The 25,450-nt window shown below is 57.6% G+C and carries 25 protein-coding genes; 16 read left to right on the forward strand and 9 right to left on the reverse strand.

Annotated features, from left to right (window positions below; genetic code table 11):
- Positions 1-214 precede the first annotated feature (214 nt).
- Positions 215-580 carry a histone-like nucleoid-structuring protein, MvaT/MvaU family gene (locus ACNYC6_RS25535; protein WP_419709705.1) on the forward strand — a complete coding sequence of 122 codons (366 nt, stop codon included), beginning with the start codon at positions 215-217 and terminating at the stop codon, positions 578-580.
- 81 nt (positions 581-661) lie between these two features.
- Here the strand turns inward: ACNYC6_RS25535 and ACNYC6_RS25540 are convergent, their stop codons facing one another.
- The 4 genes from ACNYC6_RS25540 to ACNYC6_RS25555 all read right to left on the reverse strand — a co-directional run bounded on the left by ACNYC6_RS25540 (position 662) and on the right by ACNYC6_RS25555 (position 4,283).
- Positions 662-1,588 carry an AEC family transporter gene (locus ACNYC6_RS25540; RefSeq protein WP_419709706.1) on the reverse strand — a complete coding sequence of 309 codons (927 nt, stop codon included), beginning with the start codon at positions 1,586-1,588 and terminating at the stop codon, positions 662-664.
- A 184-nt stretch (positions 1,589-1,772) separates the two neighbouring features.
- Positions 1,773-2,648: a LysR substrate-binding domain-containing protein gene (locus tag ACNYC6_RS25545; RefSeq protein ID WP_419709707.1), complete on the reverse strand. Its 876-nt coding sequence runs from the start codon at positions 2,646-2,648 to the stop codon at positions 1,773-1,775.
- A gap of 333 nt (positions 2,649-2,981) precedes the next feature.
- On the reverse strand, positions 2,982-3,443 hold the full coding sequence (locus ACNYC6_RS25550; RefSeq protein WP_419709708.1) for a PaaI family thioesterase: 462 nt from the start codon (positions 3,441-3,443) through the stop codon (positions 2,982-2,984).
- 30 nt (positions 3,444-3,473) lie between these two features.
- Positions 3,474-4,283, reverse strand: coding sequence for an AraC family transcriptional regulator (locus tag ACNYC6_RS25555; RefSeq protein ID WP_419709709.1), 810 nt, complete (start codon positions 4,281-4,283; stop codon positions 3,474-3,476).
- A gap of 84 nt (positions 4,284-4,367) precedes the next feature.
- Between ACNYC6_RS25555 and ACNYC6_RS25560 the strand changes: the two genes are divergently transcribed.
- The 4 genes from ACNYC6_RS25560 (at position 4,368) to ACNYC6_RS25575 (ending at position 8,680) form a co-directional block, all read left to right on the forward strand.
- Positions 4,368-5,042 (forward strand): YbfB/YjiJ family MFS transporter, encoded by a 675-nt coding sequence (locus ACNYC6_RS25560; protein ID WP_419709710.1) that lies wholly within the window; start codon positions 4,368-4,370, stop codon positions 5,040-5,042.
- Positions 5,043-5,098: 56 nt separating this feature from the next.
- Positions 5,099-6,196: an IS630 family transposase gene (locus ACNYC6_RS25565; RefSeq protein WP_419709546.1), complete on the forward strand. Its 1,098-nt coding sequence runs from the start codon at positions 5,099-5,101 to the stop codon at positions 6,194-6,196.
- Positions 6,197-6,212: 16 nt separating this feature from the next.
- The gene (locus ACNYC6_RS25570) at positions 6,213-6,824 is read left to right on the forward strand and encodes a YbfB/YjiJ family MFS transporter (RefSeq protein WP_419709711.1); all 612 of its coding nucleotides are present in this window, start codon (positions 6,213-6,215) and stop codon (positions 6,822-6,824) included.
- Between the two features lie 815 nt (positions 6,825-7,639).
- Positions 7,640-8,680, forward strand: coding sequence for an alcohol dehydrogenase (locus ACNYC6_RS25575; RefSeq protein ID WP_419709712.1), 1,041 nt, complete (start codon positions 7,640-7,642; stop codon positions 8,678-8,680).
- 75 nt (positions 8,681-8,755) lie between these two features.
- Here ACNYC6_RS25575 and ACNYC6_RS25580 read toward each other — a convergent pair whose 3' ends face one another.
- The gene (locus ACNYC6_RS25580) at positions 8,756-9,646 is read right to left on the reverse strand and encodes a LysR family transcriptional regulator (protein WP_419709713.1); all 891 of its coding nucleotides are present in this window, start codon (positions 9,644-9,646) and stop codon (positions 8,756-8,758) included.
- A 121-nt stretch (positions 9,647-9,767) separates the two neighbouring features.
- Between ACNYC6_RS25580 and ACNYC6_RS25585 the strand changes: the two genes are divergently transcribed.
- The 6 genes from ACNYC6_RS25585 to ACNYC6_RS25610 all read left to right on the forward strand — a co-directional run bounded on the left by ACNYC6_RS25585 (position 9,768) and on the right by ACNYC6_RS25610 (position 15,998).
- Positions 9,768-10,997, forward strand: a complete 1,230-nt coding sequence (locus ACNYC6_RS25585; protein WP_419709714.1) for a MalY/PatB family protein — start codon at positions 9,768-9,770, stop codon at positions 10,995-10,997.
- A gap of 115 nt (positions 10,998-11,112) precedes the next feature.
- Positions 11,113-12,135: an amino acid ABC transporter substrate-binding protein gene (locus ACNYC6_RS25590; RefSeq protein ID WP_419709715.1), complete on the forward strand. Its 1,023-nt coding sequence runs from the start codon at positions 11,113-11,115 to the stop codon at positions 12,133-12,135.
- Positions 12,136-12,238: 103 nt separating this feature from the next.
- Positions 12,239-13,483, forward strand: coding sequence for an amino acid ABC transporter permease (locus ACNYC6_RS25595; RefSeq protein WP_419709716.1), 1,245 nt, complete (start codon positions 12,239-12,241; stop codon positions 13,481-13,483).
- A 1-nt stretch (position 13,484) separates the two neighbouring features.
- On the forward strand, positions 13,485-14,774 hold the full coding sequence (locus ACNYC6_RS25600; protein WP_419709717.1) for an amino acid ABC transporter permease: 1,290 nt from the start codon (positions 13,485-13,487) through the stop codon (positions 14,772-14,774).
- A gap of 79 nt (positions 14,775-14,853) precedes the next feature.
- The gene (locus ACNYC6_RS25605) at positions 14,854-15,564 is read left to right on the forward strand and encodes an amino acid ABC transporter ATP-binding protein (RefSeq protein ID WP_419713010.1); all 711 of its coding nucleotides are present in this window, start codon (positions 14,854-14,856) and stop codon (positions 15,562-15,564) included.
- Between the two features lie 83 nt (positions 15,565-15,647).
- Positions 15,648-15,998 (forward strand): DsrE/DsrF/TusD sulfur relay family protein, encoded by a 351-nt coding sequence (locus tag ACNYC6_RS25610; protein WP_419709718.1) that lies wholly within the window; start codon positions 15,648-15,650, stop codon positions 15,996-15,998.
- A 41-nt stretch (positions 15,999-16,039) separates the two neighbouring features.
- Here the strand turns inward: ACNYC6_RS25610 and ACNYC6_RS25615 are convergent, their stop codons facing one another.
- Positions 16,040-17,197: an MFS transporter gene (locus tag ACNYC6_RS25615; RefSeq protein ID WP_419713011.1), complete on the reverse strand. Its 1,158-nt coding sequence runs from the start codon at positions 17,195-17,197 to the stop codon at positions 16,040-16,042.
- Here ACNYC6_RS25615 and ACNYC6_RS25620 point away from each other — a divergent pair.
- A complete protein-coding gene (locus ACNYC6_RS25620; protein ID WP_419713012.1) occupies positions 17,173-17,238 on the forward strand; it encodes a hypothetical protein in 66 nt (21 codons plus the stop codon). The genes ACNYC6_RS25615 and ACNYC6_RS25620 overlap by 25 nt on opposite strands.
- Before the next feature lie 105 nt (positions 17,239-17,343).
- Here ACNYC6_RS25620 and ACNYC6_RS25625 read toward each other — a convergent pair whose 3' ends face one another.
- Positions 17,344-18,135, reverse strand: a complete 792-nt coding sequence (locus tag ACNYC6_RS25625; protein ID WP_419709719.1) for an AraC family transcriptional regulator — start codon at positions 18,133-18,135, stop codon at positions 17,344-17,346.
- Between the two features lie 277 nt (positions 18,136-18,412).
- On the opposite strand from ACNYC6_RS25625, the gene ACNYC6_RS25630 reads away from it, so the two are divergent.
- From ACNYC6_RS25630 to gcvA, 4 genes are all read left to right on the forward strand, one after another.
- A complete protein-coding gene (locus ACNYC6_RS25630) occupies positions 18,413-19,735 on the forward strand; it encodes a tetratricopeptide repeat protein (RefSeq protein WP_419709720.1) in 1,323 nt (440 codons plus the stop codon).
- A 103-nt stretch (positions 19,736-19,838) separates the two neighbouring features.
- Positions 19,839-21,083, forward strand: coding sequence for an MFS transporter (locus ACNYC6_RS25635; RefSeq protein WP_419709721.1), 1,245 nt, complete (start codon positions 19,839-19,841; stop codon positions 21,081-21,083).
- A 65-nt stretch (positions 21,084-21,148) separates the two neighbouring features.
- Positions 21,149-22,576 (forward strand): Na+/H+ antiporter NhaC family protein, encoded by a 1,428-nt coding sequence (locus ACNYC6_RS25640; RefSeq protein ID WP_419709722.1) that lies wholly within the window; start codon positions 21,149-21,151, stop codon positions 22,574-22,576.
- Positions 22,577-22,702: 126 nt separating this feature from the next.
- Entirely contained in the window at positions 22,703-23,629 is a 927-nt protein-coding gene (gene gcvA, locus ACNYC6_RS25645) for a transcriptional regulator GcvA (RefSeq protein ID WP_419709723.1), read from the forward strand.
- 5 nt (positions 23,630-23,634) lie between these two features.
- Here gcvA and ACNYC6_RS25650 read toward each other — a convergent pair whose 3' ends face one another.
- Both ACNYC6_RS25650 and ACNYC6_RS25655 read right to left on the reverse strand, forming a co-directional pair.
- Complete coding sequence (locus tag ACNYC6_RS25650; protein ID WP_419709724.1) at positions 23,635-24,771, reverse strand: flavin monoamine oxidase family protein; 1,137 nt, start codon at positions 24,769-24,771, stop codon at positions 23,635-23,637.
- 3 nt (positions 24,772-24,774) lie between these two features.
- The gene (locus ACNYC6_RS25655; RefSeq protein WP_419709725.1) at positions 24,775-25,443 is read right to left on the reverse strand and encodes a cupin domain-containing protein; all 669 of its coding nucleotides are present in this window, start codon (positions 25,441-25,443) and stop codon (positions 24,775-24,777) included.
- Positions 25,444-25,450: the final 7 nt, after the last annotated feature.

A 25,450-nucleotide genomic window follows, 5' to 3' on the forward strand; every position in this document is an offset into this window, starting at 1 on the left:
GGTGAACGGCTATTTTTAGCCGTTTTCTGCACTATCGACAACGTTGTGGTTTAACTTGGGTGAATAAGCCAAAGACCTTTCTCGGTGCTTCAACCAATGCCAGCGAGAAAGGCCATGGGCGTGATAAATGAGAGGTGGGTGGTGGATGATGCACCAGTTGTCCCAACCGATTCCGATTGAGTTATGTTAGGTGGCTATCTAAAAGAGGTCTGTCATGTCCAAACTCGCCGAATACCGCCAACTCGAAAAGCATCTGGCCGAGCAGATCCAAGCTCTCGAAGCTCTCAAAGACGATGCTGGCCTTCAGAAAGAAATCGAATTTGAAGCGAAGCTGCGCGCATTGCTCGCCGAGTACGGTTACAGCCTGCCGAAAGTGATCAACTTGCTCGATCCACAAGCGGGCCGTCGCGCTCCGGTCGTTGATTCCAAAACTGGCAAACGTAAGCCTCGCCAAGTGAAGGTCTACAAAAATCCTCACACCGGTGAAGTCGTCGAAACAAAAGGCGGCAACCACAAAACTCTGAAGGAGTGGAAAACCGAACATGGCTCCGATGTGGTCGAGTCCTGGCAGATCAAGTAATTTTGGTTTGAGCACAAAGGGCCATTCAGGGCCCTTTGTGTTTTGAACGCTAGGCTGTAGTGAAGTGGAGATATGAATGCTTCAGATCCAGGGCGTTAAGACCACGATCGCAACTGGTAGCGCTACCGCAGCTAGCAATGTCTGACTGGCTATGATCCCGGCCATGAGAGGCGCATCACCGCCGAGCTGTCGCGCCATTATGTAGGACGATGAAGCCGTGGGAAGCGCCTGAAAAAGCAATGCTGCGATTGCCGCTTTGCCTTCCAAGCCAACAATACGACAGACGAACAGCGTGACGACCGGCATCAGCAAAAATTTGAACGCGGAGGAGTAAGCCACCGGTCGCACCCAACTACGTACTGAGCCCAGTTCCAGAGCTGCTCCCACACAAAGCAGTCCCAGCGGCAACGAAGCCTGCCCCAGTGCCTTGATCACCGGCTCGATGCCAGCGGGCATGCCCAGATTCGCCGCTTGAAGCAAGATCCCGCCCAAGCAGGCCAGTACCAATGGGTTGAGTGCGAGCTGTCTGGCGACCTTGGCCGCTGACATCCTGCCACCTGCGCCATAGCGGGCGAATACCAGCACACAGAGGATATTCACAGTTGGCACGATGGCCGCATTGGCCACCGCTGCCAGTGCGATGCCCTGGGCTCCGAACAGGCCGGCCACAGCGGAGACGCCGACGTAGTTGTTGAAGCGCACACCGCCCTGGAAAACCGAGGTGAAAGCCGGGTCATTGCCCTTGAGAATCTGGCGTGTGCTGACTAGCAGCGCCGCGACAGTGACGGTCGAAAAGACCAGAGCGGTGATCATGCCCTGTACGGGCACGTTTTCCAGTTTTGCAGTCGCCAGGCCATGCAGGAACAAGGCGGGCAGGAGAACGTAGTAGCCCAGACGTTCGGCCTGCGGCCAGAAGGCATCCGCCAGAAACTGACTGTGTCTGAGCCATGCGCCGAGGCTGATGAGGATGGCAATGGGCACCAGAGCCAGCAAAAGCTCCGCAATCATGAGTCTGCCTCCAAGGCGCGACTCAGCGGATTTTCCCGACTGCTCGGCAACAGGCTGTTCGTGGTTTTTGACGCGTACATGGCACCAACCCATCAATGTCTGGATGGGCTCTAAGATAAGATCTGGCAACCAAAAATAAAAACGATGAAAAATCCACGGATCAACAAGTATTTCTCATGGGTCGTCATTCCGACGTTTGCTGCTGAATGACGTTTGCCAATGCTGCCGCCAGCCGACCGCGCGGACGATCCTCGCGCTCCAGCAACACGACACGGCGAATTCTTTGCGGCGAGCCGAATGGCTGGATCTTCAAATGGCCGAGTTGTTCGAGGTTTCGACGCGAGAGTGGAACTACCGAGACGCCCAAGCCTTGGGTGACCATCTGAATGATCGCCTCCTGGCTGTCCAGTTCCATGGCGGTGTTCACCCGCAGGCGCAGTCGACGCAGCTCGCGCTCAATGGTGCGTCCGGCCCAGGCCCGGCGATCGAATCGAATGAAAGGCTGTTGCTCCAGCAACTGCCGGGTGTCCAGTCCGGCCAATGCCGAAGGAGCAATGATCCAGAAGCCTTCTTCGTACAAGGTTGTGCTGACGAGGCCATAGGGATGGGGTTTGACCGGCTCGGTGGTGATGGCGACGTCGAGTTCGCCGGCCTCTAGCCGTGTCGCCAACTCGGCGGACATCCCCGAGGCAACGGTCAAGCGCAGATGAGGATGCAGGACGCCCAGCGTCACCAGGGCCTGGGGCAGGATGCTGGCGAGGGCCGTATGAATCACGCCGATTTTCAGCCTGCCGCGCAGTTCACTGTCGCCGCCGATTTCCGCTGCAATGCTATCGTACAGCGTGATGATCTCACGCGCTCGCTCCACCGCCACATGGCCTGCGTCGGTCAATACCGGCAGCCGGCGTGAGCGATCAAACAGAGAGGCATTGAACTCTTCTTCGAGTGATTTGATATGCAGGCTGATCGCCGATTGGGTCAGGTGCACGCTCTGCGCGGCTTGCACGAAGGAGCCGTGTTGGGCGATTGCCAGCAGAGTGCGAAGTGCGCGTAGTGACATAGGAGGCAGGACTGCTCAGTGAGTCGTGCCGTCGATTCTGCCAGACGCGGCCAGAATCGACGACAGGCTCGTTGAGCACTTGTTCAGAACGTGTAAGCGATCCCGGCTTGTAGCGTTCTTGGGGCATGGCCGCTTGAGCAATCTGGATATCGATCGTCTCGGACATTCCCTTTGAGAGGACTACGAGCTCACTAATTGCGAGCCTTATCGTAAAAAGGCCAACAATGCTTTAACTGTTGGCAACCCCACCTTGTGCATAGGGTAGGCAAGAGGGCATAACTTTCTCAGCCTGGTGGGTACAGCGAAGTGTTTACCCAACCAGTGATGGTCAAATCAGGTCTCACTTGGCAGTTTGATCGCAATCATTTCTCCGCTTACACATACGTTCCCATCAGCGCTTAGGGATAGTTCGATGATCGCTTTTCGATTACTGATTGATTTGAGCTTCCCTTGGAGAAAGAGCTCCACCCCGAGCGGCGTTGGCTTATGGTAAACGACGGTCAACGTCCCTGTGACGAACCGATCCGGCGCTGAGCCATCATCGATCTCTCTTCCTATCGCTCGGTAGGAAAATGCCGCAGCACTAGCAGCGCCATGACAGTCTAGAAGGGATGCCAACAGCCCGCCGTAGACCTTGTTAGGGAACCCCCCGCTGTAGATCGGATCCACCGTGTATCGAGCCTCGACGATATCTCCTATAAGGTAACTCTGTAGCTTGTGACCATGCGGGTTTCTTGTCCCACATCCATAACAGTGAGAAAATTCAGCAGGGTAGAAATCTTGAATGGCAAGCATTAATAACTCTCCATGTGTATTCGTAATTGACTATGGGCGTTTCAGGTAGATACTGGGACACATGCCAAACTCAGACCTAAACATAAAGGTAAAAGCCGATGCAGATGAATAGCCGAGAGAAAGCGCAACCTGGGTTATGGTGTTGCCATCAGCGAGGAATTCCAGTGCTTTTAGTGATCTGATTTTTTGTGACCAAGTCCGCATAGAAAGTCCTGTTTCCCGTTCAAAGTGTCGCGACAATGTCCTTTTAGACATCTTGAAGTGCTGAGCCCATGAGTCAGCGCTCCTATCTAGTGATGGGTCGTTATATAGCGCTTCGCAAATTTCGAGCGTAACGCCTTTGCTGGGCCAAGGGAGAGCTGTTTGAATGGGCGTCATTCTGTCGAGTTGTTTTGTTATAAGCTCAGTAACTAATTCGGAGTAACTCCTTTCCGTTGCTTCGTCAAATGTCGCTACCTCCATTATCAGGGCTCTCAAGAGGTTTGAAACCATGAAGGCCTTAATCTCGGCTGGAGTGTTTGTAGTTTCGTCAACGTACAAGCTCGATAAGGTCGCACCTAATGCTGAACCAGTGGTATGAACACACCCTTTGGGGATCCATAGCGCCTGTCCAGGAGCGATCACGTAGCACTCACGACCAATCATTACACTCAACACACCCTCAGTAGCGTAGGTAAGTTGGTTCCAATCATGCGCATGCGGTTCGAATTTGCTCCGGGCGGGCAGGAGCTGCGAGCGCAACCGGACTGGCGCAGGCTTTCGATCAATATCATTTCCCATTCGAGGAAGATGATGCCATGTTTCTGAAAATTTAGGCACGTGGTGGCGTTTCATCGACATATAATGGCGAAACCTCTGGAGAGTGACACGATACAAACACCTTAAGATAAAAAGTGTCAGGTGTCATGCTGAAGCTAACGCTGCATGATGCATAAAATTTTCTTGAGGAAATCAAAGGTGCAGAGCGTTAACGATTCCTTGTCGTTGCAGAAATATCAAGTTGTAGTTTCAGGTATCTGCGCCCTAATTATTACAGTTGGTCTGGCACGATTTTCATACACTCCGCTTTTGCCGATTATGAATAAGGAGGCGGGTCTGTCACTGTTAGCGGGCGGCTGGTTGGCGACGTTCAATTATACTGGATACATTGTGGGAGCTTTGATAGCTGCAAATCTGAGCGACTTGGGTGTGAAATACTACCTATACAGGGTCTGCTTAGTTGCGAGCGTCTTTAGCACGGCTGCAATGGGGACGACCACAGATCTTGTCGTTTGGTCTGCTCTGCGTGTGGTTAGCGGTGTCACAAGTGTAGCAGGCATGCTCATTGCATCAGGCTTGATATTGAACTGGTTCATGAGAAAAGGAATGCAGCAAGAGTTAGGATTGCATTTCACGGGAATAGGCGCTGGAATTGTAGTGTCTGGTGTCGCAATTATTTCAATGACAAAGTTCTTCAGTTGGTCTGAGCAGTGGTTTTGGATGGCTACCTTAGCAATGGTGTTTTTCACTCCTGCATGGCTGTGGATGCCCAGGCCCTTAACCGCCAGGCCGAAGACAGGCGTGCTGCTAAAGTCAGCTAGTGTGCTGTTCGCGAAATAAATTTCTCCATGCTTGCACTACACTTCAGGTGCCATTCCTACCTTGGAGAGTTCCTGGTGAGCGCTCTGGACATTACGCTTAGCCCTGAAGAATTTGCCGAACTGAGCCGCCGCGTACGTTCCGCCACCATCAGTCAGCGCGATGGCCGTCGAGCCCGCGTCATCTTGCTGGCAGCGCAAGGATCAATGCGAGAAGAAATTGTACGATTGACAGGTTTCTCTCGCCCTACGGTCACCGACTGGTGCCAGCGTTTTCAGGCGCTCAGATTGGAAGGCCTGCTCGACAAGCCTGGCCGAGGACGCAAATCCCCTCTGCCTGCCGACACGATCCGCCGCGTGCTCGAACAGGTCACTCAACCTCGTATCGGCGAGCCCCGCTGGAGCTGCCGAAGCATGGCCCGTGCCGCCGGCATATCAGCGACCACCGTGCATAAACTGTGGGCGGCCAATGACTTAAAGCCTCATCTGACACGTACCTTCAAACTGTCGAACGACCCGCAGTTCGAGGAGAAATTCTGGGATGTCATCGGCCTGTACCTGGCCCCGCCAGACAAGGCGTTGGTGCTCTGCTGCGACGAGAAAAGTCAGGTGCAAGCCTTGGAACGCACACAGCCTGGGCTGCCTCTGGGGATCGGTCATATCCAAACAAAATCCCATGATTACACTCGCCACGGCACGGTCACGCTGTTCGCAGCGCTGGATTATCTCCAAGGCAAACTGATCAGTAGCATCGAGCGCCAGCACCGCCATCAGGAGTGGTTGGCTTTCCTCAAGAAAATCGACAAGGAAACCCCCAAGCACCTCCAGCTGCATCTGATCGTGGATAACTATGCGACACACAAGCACGCCAAGGTGAAGGCTTGGCTAGCGAAACATCCGCGCTTCCATGTGCATTTCACGCCGACCTCCAGCTCGTGGATGAACATGGTCGAGCGGTTTTTCAGGGACATTACCGTGTTCTTGCGCGACGGCAGCTTCGGCTCCGTACGTGAGTTGGAAAGCTCGATTACCACCTTCCTGGCATTACGGAACGCACGACCGACCCGGTACGTTTGGAACGCGAAAGGCGAGGAAATTTTGAGCAAGATCCGGCGGGCACGTGAAGCGATGGAGACGCAGATGGAAGGGCAAGTTATTTCGAAAACAGCACACTAGTGTGTCCCCGTTTTGGATGAAAATCCTCATTGCATTTTACTTCTGCACAGGGTTTGGCTACGCGATAGGAGCAACGTTTATCGTTGCTATTTTGGGGAGGTTTGAGTTTTTTTCTCAAATTGGAAGTGTAGTATGGATATTGGTTGGTATCGCGGCTATTCCGTCCAGTTTTCTGTGGGACAGAATCGCTAGGCGTACCAGTACGGTTACAGCGCTCATGGTCGCAAATGTACTCGAGACTATAGCAATTGTGATTCCCCGATTCACGGACGGAATTTTAGAGAATGTGGTGGGAGCTGTTTTGTTTGGAAGTTCATTTGTAGGGATTGTAAGTCTGACATTAGCGCTCGTGGGCCGAAAGTATCCGGCTAACCCAGCAAAGGCGATGGCTAAGCTCACGCTGAGCTACGGTGTTGCTCAGGTTATAGCTCCGGCCTTAGCTGGATATCTAGCAGCAAGGTATGGGGGGTATGGCGACTCTCTCCTTTTGACCGGTGGAGTGTTAACGCTTGGAACTATGCTACTTTTTTCATTACAGTCGAGTGTTGGGTTGACCGTAGTGGATGGGTCAAATCAAGAAGGTGGAACGACTTCAATCTTGATCTCATCCAACATAAAAGATATATAGACATCATTAGCGTAGGGTAGGCCGTTTATATGAATTTCTCATAGTGGCCGAACGTATTCATGTCCTCCGATACAACTATCAACTGATATTAAAATTTCCCTGAGATTCTATGGCGCGATAGGACTTCAGGGGCGCTCGTTCAAACACCTGAAGTCGCTCTTTATCAACCTTCCATTCTGGTCGCCCGTTTGCGGCTTACGGGGCTGGTTCACTGATGCAACGAATGTGCTGCTGGCCACACGCATACACAGCACAGACGAGCCTCCGCAAAAAGCGTGGTTAAAAAATTCTACGAAGTTAGCGTGATCTCATTTACAAGGTGATTGATGCACGTAGCCCAGCCGCGCCCTTTCTGGCCAGAACATCTGGAAGAGTGGAAAGGACAGCACGGCTCCGCAACGGTCGAGTTCTGGCTGACGAAGTGATCTTGGTTTGAGTACAATAAAGGGCTCTTCGAGGGCTCTTTCTAATTCATGAGTACCCTAAGCCTGCTCTCGTAACGTATCCGAAGGAAGGGCTGCGGGAAGGCTGTTTCCCATAGGGCCTTATTGGGGCAGAAGGACGGGATACGGCCCAACAATGATATCTGGCCTGTAGTAAAGAAAATCTCGAGCTGACGATGGAAGTCTCCCGTGGCTGGAAAGTTTTGCGAGTGACCGGCGCCACTTGCATGGGCGGGCGCTCCTTGCGCTAAATATTTTCTTTCTGTCTCGGGCAGTTTATCTCACTTGCCTAGGCCCTTTTGCTGCCAACAGAATCCGTTAGCGAATCGGAGCCTCGTTCCGGCGGTTTTTCCTGTTGTGGAGCAATTAGAGATGGCGGGTAATACCCACAAGGCGATACAAGTCACCCGTGCAGGTGTATTGGAGCTCGTAGAGCAAGAAACGCAGGTGCCGGGCGAAGGTGAGGTGCTGATCCAAGTGCAGGCCTGCGGTATCTGCGGCGCGGATGCCGGTGCCATCGAAGGGCTGGAGGCGGGACTGCAGTTCCCGAGGGTACCGGGCCATGAGGTGGTTGGGCGCATCATCGCGCTCGGCGTCGGCACATCGAAAATCTGGCGGGTGGGCCAACGTGTCGGGGTAGGGCGTTTGGGCGGACATTGCAATGTCTGCGAGCAATGCCGACAAGGGAATTTCAATTTGTGCAGCGACCAGCCCGTGGTGGGCAGCACCCAGGATGGAGGTTATGCACAGATGATGATTACCCGCGCCACCGGGCTGGTCGCAATTCCGGATGCGCTAGGCTTAGTTGAGGCCGCGCCGCTACTGTGCGCGGGCATCGCCACTTTCAATGCGCTGCGCAAGTCCGGAGCGCAGGCTGGAGACCTGGTGGCGATCCAGGGTATCGGCGGGCTTGGGCACCTGGCCTTGCAATACGCCAGGCGGATGGGCTTCAAGGTTGTCGCTATCGGACGAGGGGACGATATCGCCGAGGATGCGTTGCAACTCGGGGCTCACCACTACATCGATACCCAAGTCGAAGATGCGGTGGTTCGGCTCAAGAAAATGGGAGGCGCTCAGGTGATCCTGACCACCATCACTGACAGCGCCGCCGTCTCGCCGCTCATGTCGGGTCTTGCGCCACAAGGGCGCCTGGTGGTGGTTGGTGTCGGTCGAGAACCGTTGAGTATCATGCCCGGAACTTTAGTGGGCGGGGAGCGCAGCGTGCAGGGATCCATCACCGGTACGCCTTACGAATCGGAGAAGACACTGGATTTCAGTGTGATGGCCGACGTGCGCGCACTTATCGAGACAATGCCGCTGGAGCAAGCCTGGGAGGCCTATCAGCGGGTCAGGTCGGGATCCGTCAGATTTCGCATGGTTCTGACCATGGACGATGATTCAGTTGCGCATTAATGCGCAGTCAAGGAAAAAAGCCAGTGCATTCTCAATGCAAAGCGACCTGCGCCCAGAGAGGGCGCGGGTTGTGTATCAAGCTGGCTGGTGATTGCGTGCGATGTCGAGGAAGCCGGCGATGTAGTCGATGCGCTCTTCATTCTTGCGCACACCCAGGTGGATGCTCTTGTGCAAACCATGGGCGCCGATGCGCAGCGCACGCAAGGGCAGGTGCTCGCCTTCCTCGTGCATCAGCCATTCTGGTAGCACGCTAAGACCCCGTCCGGCGGCGGTCAGTTGCAACATCAGCTCGGTTGTTTCCGCCGTGATGCGCTGACGCGGCCGGCAATTGGCGGGCACCAGAAAGCGGCCGTAAATATCCAGACGCTCCAGGCTCACGGGCACGGTGATCAGCGTTTCCTCGATCAGGTCATGGGGATCGGCCCAGGGTTTGCCCGCCAGCGGGTGAGTCTCGTGCAGTACCAGCACCAGCTCGTAGTCGAACACCGGAGTGAACAACAGCTCCGGCCGGTCGATCGGATCCGGAGTGATCAGCAAGTCGATCTCATGGCCCAGCAGCGCGCCCACGCCATCGAAGCGAAAGGCTGTGCGCACCTCGAAATCCACATCGGGCCAGCGCCGCAGGTAAGGGCCGGTGACGCCCATCAGCCACTTCTGGCAGGGGTGACACTCCATGCCGACGCGTAGTGCGCCACGGCGACCATCGGCAAAGTCGGAGAGTATCTGCTGGGCATGTTCGAGCTGCGGCAGCAGGCGCTCGGCCAGTCCCAGCAGGTAGTTACCAGCCTGGGTGAAACGCAGGCTGCGGCCGTCCTTCATCCACACCTTGATGTTATGTCGCTCCTCGAACTTGGCGATGGCGTGCGACAGCGCGGACTGGCTGACATTAAGCCGCTCGGCAGCAGCGGTGACGCTACCGGTGCGCGCGACCTCACGCAGGATCGTGAGAGGCTGAGAGTCAATCATTCATGTCTCCTGCTCATGGTTCAATGAAGTAATACCATTTCCGCTCATGATCCGATGTTGCTACAAATACCGCAAGGCGCTTGAGCCGCAACCACTGTTGATAGGCTGGATACCAAGAACAATGACTACCCAAGCAAACACTTCCTCAATCGGCAGCGATCCGACCTGCCTGTTCGATGAAGTCATCGACCGTCGGCACAGTAACTCGATGAAATGGGATTATGGCCACAACTTCCTAACCCCCGAGGAGTCTGCCGCTGACCCGCTGCCGATGTGGGTGGCGGACATGGATTTCCGTTCACCACAAGCGGTCATCGATGCGCTGAGCGAGGCGGTGAAGTTCGGCGTCTTCGGCTATGCCGGCGGCGCCCGCAAGAGCTACGTAGACGCCGTGATCGGCTGGCAGGGCCGGCGGTTTGGCTGGGACGTTTCGCGGGACTGGCTGATGCAGGCCTCTGGCATCATCACCACTATGAAGACCGCTATCCAGGCCTTCACTTCGCCAGGCGATTCAATATTGATCCAGCCGCCGGTATACGTACATTTCCACGAGGATGCCCAGAACAACGGCCGCCGTCTTGCGCTGGCACCCTTGGACTACGACGGTGAGCGCTACCATTTCAACGAGCGCAAGTTCGAAGCGGCAATCCGTCCCGATACACGGCTGTTCATCCTAAGCCACCCGCACAACCCGACCGGCAACATCTGGTCGGAGGCCGAGCTGCGCGCGATGGGCGAAATTTGCGCGCGACACAACGTACTGGTGCTGTCCGATGAAATCCACCAGGACTTCATCCTCGACTCACGCAAGAAGCACATTCCATTCGCTTCCCTGGGTGAGAAGTTCGCGCAGAACAGCATTACCTGCACGGCGCCGAGCAAGACCTTCAACATGCCCGGACTGCAGACGGCCAACATCTTCATCCCCAACAAGCGCATCCGCGAGGAACTGGCTCGACAGTACGAGCGCAACCTGTATCGCTACGTCAATGCCCTGGGCATGGTCGCCGCAGAAGCGGCGTACACCCACGGCGAGCCGTGGCTGGAGGAGATGCTCGGCTACGTGCGTGGTAACCAGCAGCACTTTGCCCAGGCAATTCATTGCGCCGTGCCGCAGATCAAGGTGATCCCGACCGACTCGCTTTACCTGGCCTGGATGGACTGTCGCGGCTTGGGAATGGATGCGCAGGCGCTGGATCGGTTCATGCTGACGAAGGCTCGCGTCTGGCTCGACAAGGGTCAGAAGTTCGGCCTGGAAGGCCATGGATTCATGCGTGCCAACCTCGGTTGCAGTCGTGTGACGGTGGACGAAGCTATCCAGCGCATCGCCCGGGCCGTGCACCAGCGCTGAGCCGTACGACCCTTTTTACTTAACAACCAAGTGCTCGCGCTACGCACGTGAGCCTTCGAGCTGCACCTGTGCCTTGAACTGCCGCCTTAACAATTATCACAACAACAAGGTGAACATGATGAGAAAAACCGCCCTCTTTACGATGGCATGCCTCGCTGCATCGCTGGTTTCTGGCATCACGTATGCCGGTACGCTGACAGATGTGAAAGCCCGCGGGAAACTTAACTGCGGTGTATCGACCGGCAATACCGGCTTGTCGGCTCCCGACGCCAAAGGGGGCTGGCAGGGCCTCGACGTTGCCATGTGTCGCGCGGTTGCGGCCGCCGCTCTGGGCGATGCCAATGCCGTCAACTTTGTCCCAACTACGGGTCAGACACGCTTTACCGCGCTAGCTTCGGGCGAGGTCGACCTACTGGTACGCAACAGTTCTTGGACGTTCACCCGTGACGTCGACCTCAAACTGACTTTCGCCGGTATCAACTACTACGACGGCCAGGGTTTCCTGGTGCGCAAGAGCCTAGGCGTCAACTCGATCAAGAACCTCGATGGCGCCTCCATTTGCGTGCAGACCGGTTCGACCCACGAGCTGAATCTCGCTGAATACGCGCGCAGTCATGGCATCAAGTACGAACCGGTACCGATCGACTCCACCGCCGAAGGCGAACAGAAGTACCTGGCCGGTGCTTGCGACGTGTTCACCAACGACGTGTCCGGACTGGCGGCTTCCAAGGCCAGTTTTGCTGCGCCGAATGAGCACATGGTACTTAAGGAGCTGATTTCCAAGGAGCCGCTCGGCCCGATGGTGCGCCAGGGTGACGATCAGTGGGCCGATTTGGTGCGCTGGACGCTCAACGCCTTGGTGGCCGCTGAAGAGCTGGGGGTAACCTCGGCAAACGTGGCGAAAATGTCTAGTGAGTCGAGCAATCCGGAGATCAACCGCCTGCTCGGCAGCGAAGGCAACTACGGTCAGCAACTTGGGCTGGACGCCAGATGGGCCAGTCGGGCCATTGCTGCCGTTGGCAACTATGGCGAAATCTTCGACAACTCTCTAGGCAAAAACACGCCCATCGGCCTTGATCGAGGCCTCAACGCCCAATGGAACCAAGGCGGCCTGCTGTACGCCGAGCCGTTTCGCTGATCCGGCGCGCCTGAGGGCGCGTCGTTCAACCATTGTTGCGAAGGGCTGACCGAATGCGCTGTCGTCGCCACGGTTAGTCCACCCTATGCGGGAGAGATGTACGATGTCCATCCTTACTCTGACCAGCAAGAAGGAGGCCCAGCCGGCCTTCTCGCTGGACATGCTGCTGCATGACAAGCGTTACCGTGGTTACACCATCCAGATCATTGCTCTGATGTGCCTGATGCTGGCTGCCGCCTGGCTGCTGGACAACACCGTGCGCAACCTGGCTGCCCTGGGCAAGGACTTTTCCTTCAGTTTCCTATGGACTGCCGCAGGTTACGACATTAACCAGCACCCCATCGCCTATGACAGCCAGATGACCCATGGCCGGGCGGCACTGGTTGGATTGCTAAACACCGTCATCCTCGCGGTCTTGGCTTGTGTGACGGCGACAGTGATCGGCGTGGTGGCCGGGGTGCTGCGCCTGTCAAACAACTGGATCGTCGCACGCCTGATGGGTGGGTATATCGAGCTGTTCCGCAATGTTCCTGCACTGCTGTGCATCCTTGTGATCGGTGCCGTGATGGCGCAGTCCATGCCCATACCGAGCGGTTACCGGGGGGCGGGGGAAATGGCCATCGCGGTAACGAACCGTGGCATCTATGTGCCGCAACCTTTGTTCGCAAATGACCTAGGTGTCCTGGATCTCGGTATTGTGCAACCCAGCATCAGTGTGTTGGCCGTCATTACTCTGATGTTCCTCAGCCTTTGGCTTGATCGCCGGCTGCGTCATCAAGCCGACACCGTGCAAAGCCGCACGGGCAAACGTCCAATGCTCTGGTGGAAACGCCTAGCGGTACTGGTACTGCCCACCCTGGCGTTGCTCTATGTGTTGGGTTTTCACCTCGGCTACCCGGAGCTGCGTGGTTTCAACTTCCAGGGCGGCCTGCAACTAGGTAACGCGTTGATCTCCATGTGGATCGGCCTCAGCGTGTACACCGGGGCGTTCATTGCCGAAATCGTGCGAAGTGGCATCCAGTCAATCGCCCGCGGGCAGACCGAAGCTGCTCATGCACTCGGGCTGCACTCGGGGCGCACCATGCGCTTGGTGATACTGCCGCAAGCCTTACGCGTGATCGTGCCGCCACTGACTTCACAATATCTGGACATCACCAAGCACACATCGCTGGGCCTGGCGGTGGGCTACATGGATCTACGCTCGACACTGGGCGGCATCACCATCAACCAAACCGGCCGCGAGTTAGAAGGCATCCTGTTGATGATGGCGATCTATCTGGGCATGAGCCTGCTGATCTCCGGCCTGATGAATCTCTATAACAACCGCGTAAAACTGCAGGTGCGCTGACATGAGCCAACTATCCATTGCCTGGTGTCGCGACACATTACTGCCGCAGGAAGAGCCTCCTGAGGGGCAGGGCGGCATCGTTCACTGGCTGCGATCCAGGCTGTTCAACAGTCTCTGGAGCAGCCTGCTAACCCTCATCGTGCTGATGCTGTTTACAGCTCTGGCTAACGCCGTGTTTCCCTGGCTAGCCAATTCGGTGTGGCAGGCGGACTCGCTGGGCGAGTGCCGGAGTATTCTCGATGGGCAACCAGGTGCATGCTGGGGTGTGATCCGTGAACGATGGCCGCAGCTAGTGTTCGGTTTCTATCCGCAGGCTGCCTATTGGCGCCCGCTGATGGCATTCGGGCTGCTCTTCGTTGCGCTCGGGCCGATCCTGTTTCAACGTGTTCCGAGCAAACTGGCGAGGTTCAGCGTGGTCTATCCTGGCCTGGCGTTTTGGCTGATCTGGGGTGGCTCGTTGTGGCTGGGGGTATTGGCCTATGTCGGGCTCGCACTCGCACTTCTGGCATTCACGCTGTCGCGTCGCCTGGGTATGGGCCTGGCACTGGTCATCGCCATGATGGTAGCCGGTGCCTGGTGGTTGCGCGGCCTGGGGCCTGTTGCCGAAATGCTCGAACAGGTGGTTGCGATGAGGCTGGTTCCGGTGTCTTCGCGTGACTTGGGCGGCTTCCTGTTGTCCTTCGTGGTGGGTGTGAGCGGGATCGCCATGTCCCTGCCGCTTGGCATACTGCTGGCACTGGGGCGACGCTCCTCGCTGCCGTTGATCCGCCTGATGAGCGTGACATTCATCGAGTTCGTTCGAGGCGTGCCGCTGATCACCCTGCTGTTCACCGGCTCTCTTCTGCTCAACTACTTCCTCCCACCAGGCACGTCGTTCGACCTGATCCTGCGCGTCATCATCATGGTGACGATCTTCTCCACCGCCTATATGGCCGAAGTGATCAGGGGCGGCCTTGCGGCGTTGCCACAGGGACAGACTGAGGCTGCCCAGGCCCTGGGGCTGGACTACTGGAAAGCGCAGCGCCTGGTGATCATGCCGCAGGCGCTGAAGATCTGTATCCCGATGATCGTCAGCACCTTCATCGGCCTGTTCAAGGACACGACCTTGGTGGTGTTCATCGGCCTGCTCGATCCGATTGCGTTGTCCACCGCCATCCGGGCGAGCACCGAGTGGCAGGGGATCTACTGGGAACTGTTCCTGTTCATCGGCAGTGTGTTCTTCGTTTTCTGCTATGGCATGTCCCGTTACTCGATACACCTTGAGCGCAGGCTCAAGACTGATCACCACTGAGGAGCCTTCTACCATGCAAAACCAACAATCGAGCGCTAGCCAGTCGCCCGCTGGGGAAGTAGCCATCCAGATCACCGGGATGAACAAGTGGTATGCCAGCTACCACGCGTTGCGCGACATCAACCTCACCGTTACCCGCGGTGAGCGTATCGTTATCTGCGGCCCATCGGGGTCGGGAAAGTCCACTATGATCCGCTGTATCAATCGTCTGGAAGAGTTCCAGCAGGGACGCATCGTGGTCGATGGCACCGAACTGACCAGCGATCTGCGCAAGATCGATGAAGTGCGGCAGGAAGTGGGCATGGTATTCCAGCACTTCAACCTCTTCCCACATCTCACGATCCTTGAGAACTGCACGTTGGCACCGATCTGGGTGCGCCAGGTGCCGCGCAAGCAAGCGGAGGATCTGGCAATGCACTACCTGAGCAAGGTCAGGATTCCGGAACATGCGCACAAGTTTCCCGGGCAGCTCTCCGGTGGGCAGCAGCAACGGGTGGCGATTGCCAGGGCGCTGTGCATGAACCCACGGGTGATGCTGTTCGACGAGCCGACCTCGGCGCTCGACCCGGAGATGATCAAGGAAGTACTCGACACCATGATTCAGTTGGCCGAGGAAGGCATGACCATGCTCTGTGTTACGCACGAAATGGGCTTTGCCCAGGCTGTGGCCAACCGGGTGATTTTTATGGATCAGGGGCAGATCGTCGAGCAAAACGAGCCGCATGCGTTTTTCAGTAACCCGCAGTCCGAGCGGACGCGAGCGTTCCTGAGCCAGATCCTGCGGCACTGAGCCAACGCAGTCACAAGCGGTAACCTTTGGAGGAGGTGGGCCTGGCCCTCTCCTCGTTTTTTTCCGGCGCAAGAGGAGTCGCCATGAGTGCATTTCTGTTTATCATCAACGATGCCAGTTACGGTTCGGAACGTGCTTTCAACGCGCTGCGCCTGGCCGGCTCACTTGCAGCCCGCAAGCAGGTCGACGTGCGTGTATACCTGCAGTCCGATGCGGTGAGTCGCGCTCGGGCCGGGCAGAAAGTCCCCATCGGGCACTACAACCTGGAATTGGTGCTGGCTAAGATCCTGCGCAAGGGCGAAGTGGCGTTGTGTAGCGACGGCATGGACGCGCGCGGCATGACCGAGGTCGAGCTGGTGGCAGGTGTACGCCGAGCCGCGCCGGGAGAGTTGGATGACTGGACGATCCAGGCCGATAAAGTACTGATCTTTTAAAACGCGGGAGGGTCGCACTGGGTTCAGGACAACCGCTTGAGTCAGGCGCGCGATTGGCTGGTTGCCACAGGTTGGCGGCGCTGCAGCCAGAGCAGGCCGAACATGGCCAGTAGCACTGGGGGCAGGATCAGCCCGGAAACGATCGGCCAGCCATAAGTATTGAGCAGGCTTCCAGAAAGGAAAGAGCCCACCACCATGGTACCGAATATGACGAAGTCGTTGATTGCCTGGACTCTGGGGCCATCTTCGGGTGCATGGCAAGACAGCACCAAGGCGGAGGCTCCGAGGAAGCCGAAGTTCCAGCCGATGCCCAGCAGCACCAGGGCCAGCCAGAAGTGGTTGATGCTCATGCCCGTCATTCCCACCAGCGCAGCCATACCAATCAGCAGCAGACCGCACTGAATGATCAATGGCGCGCCAAACCGGCTGATCAGCCGACCTGTAAAGAAGCTGGGCGCGTACATGGCGATCACATGCATCTCAATGCCGGTGTTCGAATGCACCCTGACAATGCCGCAGAGATCCATCGCCAGCGGGGCAGAGGTCATCATGAAATTCATCATCATGTAGCTCACCACACCGCAGATCATGGCAACAATGAAGCGCGGCTGGCGAACCACATCGGCGATACGGCCAGACGGGGGAGCACCGGTCTTCACCGTTTGCGGCTGAAAACGCACACCTAACAATACGCACCCGCTCAGCACCGCCACCACGGCAGCGGCTACATAAGTTAGGGCGTAGGTGTGCGGCGTCAGATCCATGGTCGTACTGACCAACTGTGGGCCCAACACGCCGGCGGCGACACCACCCGCCAACACCGTCGACAACGCCCTTGGCCGTGCGTCGGGTTCGACGCATTCAGCAGCCGCGAAGCGGAAGGTCAGTACTACCGCGGCGTAGGCTCTACCGAACAGCATGGCCACACAAAAAAGAGTGAACGAGCTGACATACAGCGCATAGGCGGCAAGTAGGCCAACGATGACACCGCAGACATTGCCAATGATGAACGCAGTCTTGCGGCCGAAGCGCCGGCCGATGTGACCTATGGGCAGGGTGGCCAACGCCATGCCGATGACGAACACCGAGATCGGCAGGGTCGCAAGTGACGGACGGGGAGCTAGCATGTTGCCGATGATCGCCCCGGTAGCATACACCACCACCGAGTTGGCACCTGACAGCGCTTGGGCAAGCGTCAAGCGCAAGACGTTCGGATCAATTCTGGAAGCAAATATCATAAGGGTTCCAAATACTTTTCATGTGGGCGCACGGCATGCATTGTTCGCTGCCCTCGAGCTTGTCGGCAAAGCAGGATTACTTTGCCGGCGAGCAAGAAAAGCTTGCTTCAGGCGCTCGCACTTTCACCGCGCATATAGGCCTGAGGGCTGCTGCCCAGTTCCTGACGGAAGGCATAAATGAAGGCCGAGGTGGAGCCATAACCGAGCTCGAGCGCAGTACGTGTGACATCCAGGCCTCCCCCCAACAGCTCAATGGCGCGAAACAACCGCAGGCGCCGACGCCAGGTGCGCAGGCTCATGCCGGTTTCGCTCTGGAACCGGCGAGCGAGGGTACGTTCTGACATGCCAAGCTTGCTCGCCCAAGCGTCCATCTCAGTAGGGTCGGCGGGGTCGACGTATAAGGCCTCACACAGATGCACCAGCGCCTGGCTGCGGGGCCAGGGTAGGGCGGTAGAGATCGGCGTCGCACGTTGCAACTGGTCGAGGATGAGTTGGGTGATGCGCCCGGCATAACCCTCTTCTTCCGCCGCGTCCTCGATGCGTGCAGCTTCGATGATCAACGCTTTGAGCAACGGCGACACGCCGAACAAGGTCGGCCGGTCGCCTGCAAGGCCCGAGGGAATGCGACCGCTGATCCACAGACTACGAAACTCGGCACCGAACATCGAGCCGACTTTGTGGCTAAGCCCGGTGGGCAGCCACGCCGCTTGCTCGGGTGAAATGACCACGGAGCCAGTTTGGGTAGTGACGGTCAGCACACCCGAAATGGAATAGACCATCTGGTGCCAGTCATGGGCATGTTCGGGAAAGAAATGGCGGGCAGGGATGGATTGCACGCGTACTTTCAGCGGATTGGGTGGGGCGAGGCCGTGGGGGGCCTGGATGATGTCCCAGTTCATATCGGGGCTCGGGCAGACGGTAGGTGAAAGTTACATGATGACAAAACATCGAACGCGGCAACCCGAGGCAAATTCATACGGCCTGTAGCGTTGTTCATGTTCATGGTGAAGCTGTCTGATGTTCTACATCATGTGACTGATAGTCGAAAGCCTGCCATTGGGAATTGCGCTCTAATGTCATCACGAGGTGGCCCACCCGATCGCGCACAAGGCATTTTAGTAAAGCGGCCACCTCATACTTATTCTGCTTCGACCAACAATAGGAGTTGTCCACCCGATGGCCTGTCTTGACCGTTACAGCCTACCCCTGTCGACCTCTTCAGACGCCGCTGCCGAGCACTACCGGGGCGGTGTCGACCTCTTGCTTTCGCTGTGGCCAGGCGCCGCGGAAGCGCTTGAAGACGCCATCGCTGCCGACCCGGACTTTGCTCTGGCACATGCAGCCCGGGCACGCTTCCATGCGGTGCGGGCGGAGGTGACGCAGGCCAAGGCAAAAATTGCCACCGCTGTGGAACTGGTTGAGCGCAACGGTACCGAACGCGAGCGTAGCCACGTCAATGTGCTGTCGCTGGCAATCAACGGCCAGGCACCAAAGGCGCTGGCAGCGGCATTGCAGCATGCCGACCGCTGGCCGTTGGACATCATCATCCTTGGCCTGCCACTTGGAGCCTTTGGCCTTCTGGCGTTTTCCGGTATGGCCGACCATGATCAGGCACGGGTGGAGCTGTGCGAGCGACATGCTCACCACTTCCCGGAAAACGACTGGTGGTTCCTCAACTACCGTGGCTGGGCGCATGGCGAAAACGGCGATGTGGTGCTTGGCCGCACCCTTACCCAACGTTCGCTTGAGTTGCGTCGCAACAACGTCAACGCGGTGCATGCCATGGCCCATGTGCTGTATGAGGCCGGCGCCAACGATGAAGCGGCCGAGGTCATCAAGGACTGGCTGCCCGGCTACGACCGCAGCGGTACCTTGCATGGCCACATCGCCTGGCATGGTGCGCTGGTGGCGCTGGAGCGGGGCGATCTGGAAACTGCACTGGGGATCTACGCTGAGGAGGTCGCGCCGTCAGTGTCGAGCGGAGTGCCAATCAACGTGATCAGTGACAGCGCATCGTTTTTGTGGCGCATGCAGGCCTACGGTCACGCCGTGCCAGCGGGACTGTGGGGTGAAGCCGCAGGTTATGCGTCGCAGTACTTCCAACAGCCGGGTTTTCCGTTCGCTGATTTCCATATGGCCATGCTCGCCGCAGCCACAGGTGACCAGGTGGCGCTGGAGCAGCGGGCTAACGCCTTGAGCACGATGGTGCGGGAAGGCAATTTGCGTGCGGGGGAGGTGGTGCCGGCGCTTTGTCACGCGCTGCGGGCCTTCGCCGATGGCCAATACGTGGCGTGCGCGCGGATTCTGGAGCCGGTCGCCCATGATGTCGTTCGCATTGGCGGCAGCGGAGCGCAGCGGGAAATCGTCCAGGACACCTTGCTGGTTTCACTGATGCGTGCCGGCGAGGCGGAAAAGGCACGGGCGCTGCTGGACAAGCGTCTGCACCGGCGTCCATCGCCGCGCGATAGCCTTTGGCTGGCCGGGCTCGCCGCCGGCTGATACGCCGCTCGACCCATTGGTGTCGGATCAGACTGGCTGCCCCGGCGACGGGGTAGTCAGCTCGCCTGCACCCCTTGCACTGCCTCTGAGAGGGATGCCCGAAATGAGTTTTACCGTAGCTGTCAGCCCTACAGGGCTGCGCGGCCTGCTTTTGCGTACGATGAGCCCAGTGGCGGTCATCGCCATTGCACAGTTGTTCGGGACATCGCTCTGGTTCAGCGCCAATGGCGCAGCCGAGTCGCTGATGACCGCATGGCAGGCAACAGCTACTGATATCGGCTGGCTGACCAATGCTGTGCAACTGGGTTTCATCATCGGAACCCTGAGTCTTTCGCTCAGCGGCGCAGCGGATCGCTTCCGCGCCAGTACCTTGTTCGTTTTCAGCGCCATTGCCGGAGCACTGTTCAACCTGTGCTTTGCATGGCTGGCCGACGGCCTTCTGACCGGCGCGGCCCTGCGCTTCTGTGTGGGTGTGACTCTGGCCGGTATTTACCCCATGGGCATGAAGTTGATCGTTGGCTGGGCGCCCGAACGCACAGGGCTGGCTCTGGCGCAGCTGGTGGCGATGCTCACCTTGGGCACTGCCTTGCCCCATGCCTTGCGCCTGATCGGTGCGGACTGGCCTTGGCAGGCGATCATTACAGCATCCTCGCTGCTGGCATTAGTTGGGGCCGTGTTGATCGGCTTGCTGGGCGAAGGGCCGCATGCACGTAGTGGCGCCAGTGCGACGACACCGTCGGTGAAAGGAGCCGGCGCAATCCTCAGTGCGTTTCGCATCAGCCGGTTCCGTGCTGCGACGCTAGGTTACTTCGGTCATATGTGGGAATTGTATGCCTTCTGGACTTTGGTGCCGTTGATTGTCAGCCGCACACCACTTGCCCAGACCTATCCCGGGCCAGGTGTCGCTGGGTTGTCGTTTTGCGTGATGGCGCTCGGTTCTTTGGGTTCGTTGTTGGGTGGTTTGCTCTCGCAACGGTTGGGCAGCGCGCCGGTAGCGCTGGGGGCACTGAGCCTGTCAGGCCTCTCTGGCCTGGCATTCGTGCTGTTCGCGCCGCAGCTGCCGGCCTGGGGATTGCTGGGCCTGCTGGGCGTCTGGGGCGCTTCGGTGGTAGCCGACTCTCCGCAATTCTCTGCACTGGCGGCCCAGGCTTGCCCGCGTGAAACAGTCGGCAGTGCGCTGGCCATCCAAAACAGCATAGGTTTCGCCATCACAGTGGTATCCATCGCCGCGACCACCTGGCTCTTCCAGCATATAGGTATCGATGCCCTGTGGCTGTTGGTGCCGGGGCCGGTACTCGGCCTTCTCGGTTTCACCCTGGCATGTCGGGGCGCCGACACGTCTGCCTGAGGATCAGGCCTTTTGATTGCTGCAACTGTACTTTGCCAATAAGAACAAAACTCGAGGTCTTAGCGATGCACGAAGTGGGGGTATGGGGGCTGCTGTCCCCGGCGATAACAATTTGCCTGGCGATCTTTACCCGTCAGGTAATCCTGTCCTTGATGGTCGGTTGTGTGGCGGGCTTTCTGGTGTTGTCCGACTTTCATATCGGCCATGGCCTGCAGAATGCCGTGCAGGGTATGGTCGATGTGTTCAAGTCCGATGGTGTGGTACGCACGCTTATCTTCACAGTGATGATCAGCGGAGTCATCCACCTGGCCAGACTCACGGGCGGCATGCAGGGGTTGGTCAATCTGATCTCAGATCGCCTGCGTATCGTCAAGGGCCCGGTCAGTACCCAACTGCTGGCCGGAGCTCTGGCGGCGCTGGTGTTTATCGACAGTTACCTGGCCGTGCTCACTTCCGGTGCCTCCACTATTGAACTGGTACGGCGCCATGGCATTGCCCGCGAGCAGGTAGCATACGTGCTGAAGAACGTCGGTATCAGCGCATGGTCATCGGTCATCTTCAATGGTTGGGGTGCAATGATGCTGGGGATCATTGCCGTACAGGTGGAGCACGGAAGCATCCACGGCAACCCATTCAATATCCTGGCCCATTCCATTGCCTACAATCTGTTTGCGTGGGCCAGTATCGCGATGGTACTGCTGAGCATCTTCACCAGCTTTGCCTTCCCCGCCATGCGCCGCGCCAAACAACGAGCTGCCGCCGGCGGGGAACTACGCGAGGGTGTCGCTCCGATTGCCGCTCTGGTTCAACAGGATCAGATCACTGGTGCAAGTGTCAGTAACCTTCTGATACCGATGCTGTCGATCTTCCTGTTCGTCCCGATAGGACTCTACATCACCGGCAGTGGCGAATTGGGCAACGGCTCTGCCTCTACAGCGATTCTGTGGGGTGTGATCTTTGGCCAGTGCGTCGGTTTCGTGCAGTACGTGATGATCAAGCGGTTGATGAGCATTGAGGCCTATTTCAACCACTTGGTCGCAGGCTATCAGGCCATGCTACCGCTGGTGGTGGTGCTGACCTTGGCGTTCCTCATTGGCGACCTGTCCAGTCAGTTGCAGATCGGTCAGTTCCTCGCACGGCACTTCAACGTACTCATGCCGGTTAGCCTGGTAGCGGCATTCGTGTTTCTGGTAGCTGCGCTGATCTCACTGTCCACCGGTACCTCCTGGGGCACCTTCTCGATCATGATTCCGATTGGCATCCAGTTAGCGATGTCATCGGGCGCCGACCCCTATCTGGTCATCGGCGCAGCCATTTCCGGGGCGATCTTCGGTGACACCACGTCGCCAATCAGCGATACCGGGATCGTCACAGCGACCGCAACGGGCAATAACCTGATGGATCATATCCGCACCCAGTTGCCTTATTGCCTGACGGCGGCGGTGATTGCGCTGGCAGGTTTCGTCGCCTTTGGCCTGGCCAAGAGCCTGTGAACAGAGTACGCACAAGGGGCATATGACGTGATCAGACAATTGGGACTCAGCCACAAGCTTTTGCTGGCCGTATCGCTGTTGGTAAAGCTGGGGAAGTTCCAGCTCTAACGAGGAAGGAGGATTTGTATGGCGACGCCTGCCTATCTGAATGCGCTGCGGGCCTTTGATGCTGCTGCTCGACATGGCAGCTTCTCTGCCGCGGCAGTGGAAATGAACGTCACGCCTGCTGCGGTAGGACAGCAGGTTCGCAATCTGGAAGCCTGGTTGGGGATCTCTTTGTTTGTTCGGGCGGTGCGTGGGGCGGGGCAGCTTGAATTGACTCCAGGTGCCCAGAATGCCCTGCCGGACATCCGGGCTGCCTTCGAGCGCCTTGCAATTGGCGTGGCAAGACTCAAGGAAAGCAAGGTTCACTTTGGGCTCAACGTCACGGTCAGCCCAGCGTTTGCAGCAAAATGGTTGTTACCTCGGCTTGAACGTTTCCAGCAAGCGCATCCCACTTTGGATGTGCAGTTGGACACCGATTCGCGCGCTTTGGACTTCACCATAGAACGAGTAGACATCGGTGTGCGTTATGGCAGGGGACACTGGGCTGGATTGACGGCTCTGAAGCTTTTAAGTGAAACATTGTTCCCTGTCTGCGCGCCGGACTTTCCGCTGCTGCGTGAAGGCCGTCTGACAGCGGACTCACTCTCCGACAGCACGTTGATTCATGATCTGTCGATGAACAGAGACCCAGGGTTTCCGAGCTGGAGGTGCTGGCTCGACGCGGCGGGCATGCAACAAGTTGACGCTCAACATGGACTGCGCATCAACAACTCTGCCGCCGTGCTTCAGGTGGCGATCGAGCGTCAAGGAGTGGCTTTGGCGCGGAGTGTGATGGCGCAGGAGGATCTCAGGGCAGGAAGGCTGATCCGCCCGATCCTTCAAGGCAGCAAGGACTGGGCACTGGATCAGGCCTACTACATTGTTTACAGGCCAGAGTGCGGGGAGCTGCCTCAGGTGCAGGCGTTCCGTAACTGGCTACTTTCCGAGGCAGGCTACAACGATTCGTAGTTTTCTCACGGCTGCACTACTTCGTTCTGATCAAAGGTCAATCTGAGGAGGCCACGACTTACCGCATCAATGGCCCCGGCGACGTACCCTGGAAACTGTGGTGACCACTCACTCCCGACGCCAATCATACAGTCTCTCCAAGGCCCAAAGTCTGCAATTGGACTGGGGGCTTCACCTTGTTGGCTCGTGATCGCCAAGTCGGCGCTGGTGGAGGTAAATCGTTCTGCTGCCCAGTCCTTGAGGAACTCCGTTTTCGGCGTGCCGGCCTGAGGGCCAAACATCCGGATCAATTGAGCACGGCACAGTGATCGCAGATCGCTCTCGGGCAATGCCTTGCGCAATGTTGCCGGGACGCCAAGGAACCCGAACAGACCGGCGCTGCCTTGGGGAATCGAGGCGTCGTGTATTTCCACCAAAGGCCCGACACTACTGCGCCCTTTACCCGACAACCCCTGCTCGCGCCAGAAAGGGGTATCGAAGATTGCGAAATACTTGGCATGGGGAGCCATCCAGGTGGCGGTAGCTTCCCAGCTTCGCGAGAGCGTAGACGGCAAGGGCGGCGAGAAATCGATGGTGGCCTGCACTAACCGCGGCGGCATCGCCAGTAGAAGCTGGTCAACGTTCCATGTAGTGATTTGGCCTTCGGCATCGGCACTTTCGACCTCGATACCGTGCCCTATGCGCTGCACCTTGCGCACTGTCTGCGCTGTACAAACCCGCGTTTTGTCCAGATGGCTATAAAGCGCATCGATGAGTGCACCCATGCCCCCCACCAATCGCATTGAAGAAGGCGAGTTCACATAGCCGCGGGTTCGGGTCGGAGGTAAATCACGCGAGCGTTCCATAATCATGTCGCCTATCTCATACTGCTCGTACCGACGCAGCCCCAGTTCTTGAACAACTTGATCCAGCTGTCGCTGGTAGCCGGGCCAGAACCAAGAGGGGCCAAGGTCGAAACGGCCTGAAGTGCCTGGCTGTCCTGCGGTCAATTCGGAGGAAGGGGAGACGGATACGATTCGTCCGCCCGGTGCCTCTCGAGCTTCGAGGAGGACATAGTCCATCACACCTTTCCTTTGCAGTACGTAGGCGGCATAGAGGCCACTCAGTCCGGCCCCGATGATCGCGATCCGAGCTTTTCGCATACGCTAAGCCTCCTCGGGGAAAACCAGTAGACATCCGGTCTTGAGATAAACCGTGGCGCCGTGGCTACCAGCGACCATGTCGGGATAGGTACCTTCAGGCAAGCGCATCCAGCTACCGCATTCGAATGACTGATCAGCGGTTTCTATCTGGCCGAAAACTACCAACCATTCAGCATTGCTGACGCTCTTGGTGAAAATAGGTTCTCCCGGCTGCAAGTGTTGCAGGGTCACTTTCTCGGTGCCGCTAGCGAACAAATGACAGATTTGCCGACGCCCGTGTTCCTGCCAATTTGAAGGGTCTCGAGTATCGATACGTACCCGGTCTTTTTCGCCTGGCTGCATTTGCCGGAGTTTGACGAAGATTATCGCGCCCTCTTGGCTCGAGGGCTGATGAACTGATCCTGGCGGGTTTCGCAGATAAAACCCGGCCGGGTAGTGCTCATCGCCTTCCGAGAACGCCCCGGAAAGAACAAGTATTTCCTCGCCTCCGGGATGGGAGTGCTGCGGAAAACAGGATTCAGGGGCATAACGCACAATGCTGGTTGCTCGGGCTTTCTCACCCCCGATCCGATCCAGCATTACGCGCTCGACGCCACTTTGCGGTGAGGCCACCCATTGATAATCGTCAGACGCAACGATGGCACGTTGGGAAAAATCTGAATTCACAAGCATGTGCGTA

This window comes from Pseudomonas sp. NFX224 (assembly GCF_048565165.1).
In the GTDB taxonomy this organism is placed as follows: Bacteria; Pseudomonadota; Gammaproteobacteria; order Pseudomonadales; family Pseudomonadaceae; genus Aquipseudomonas.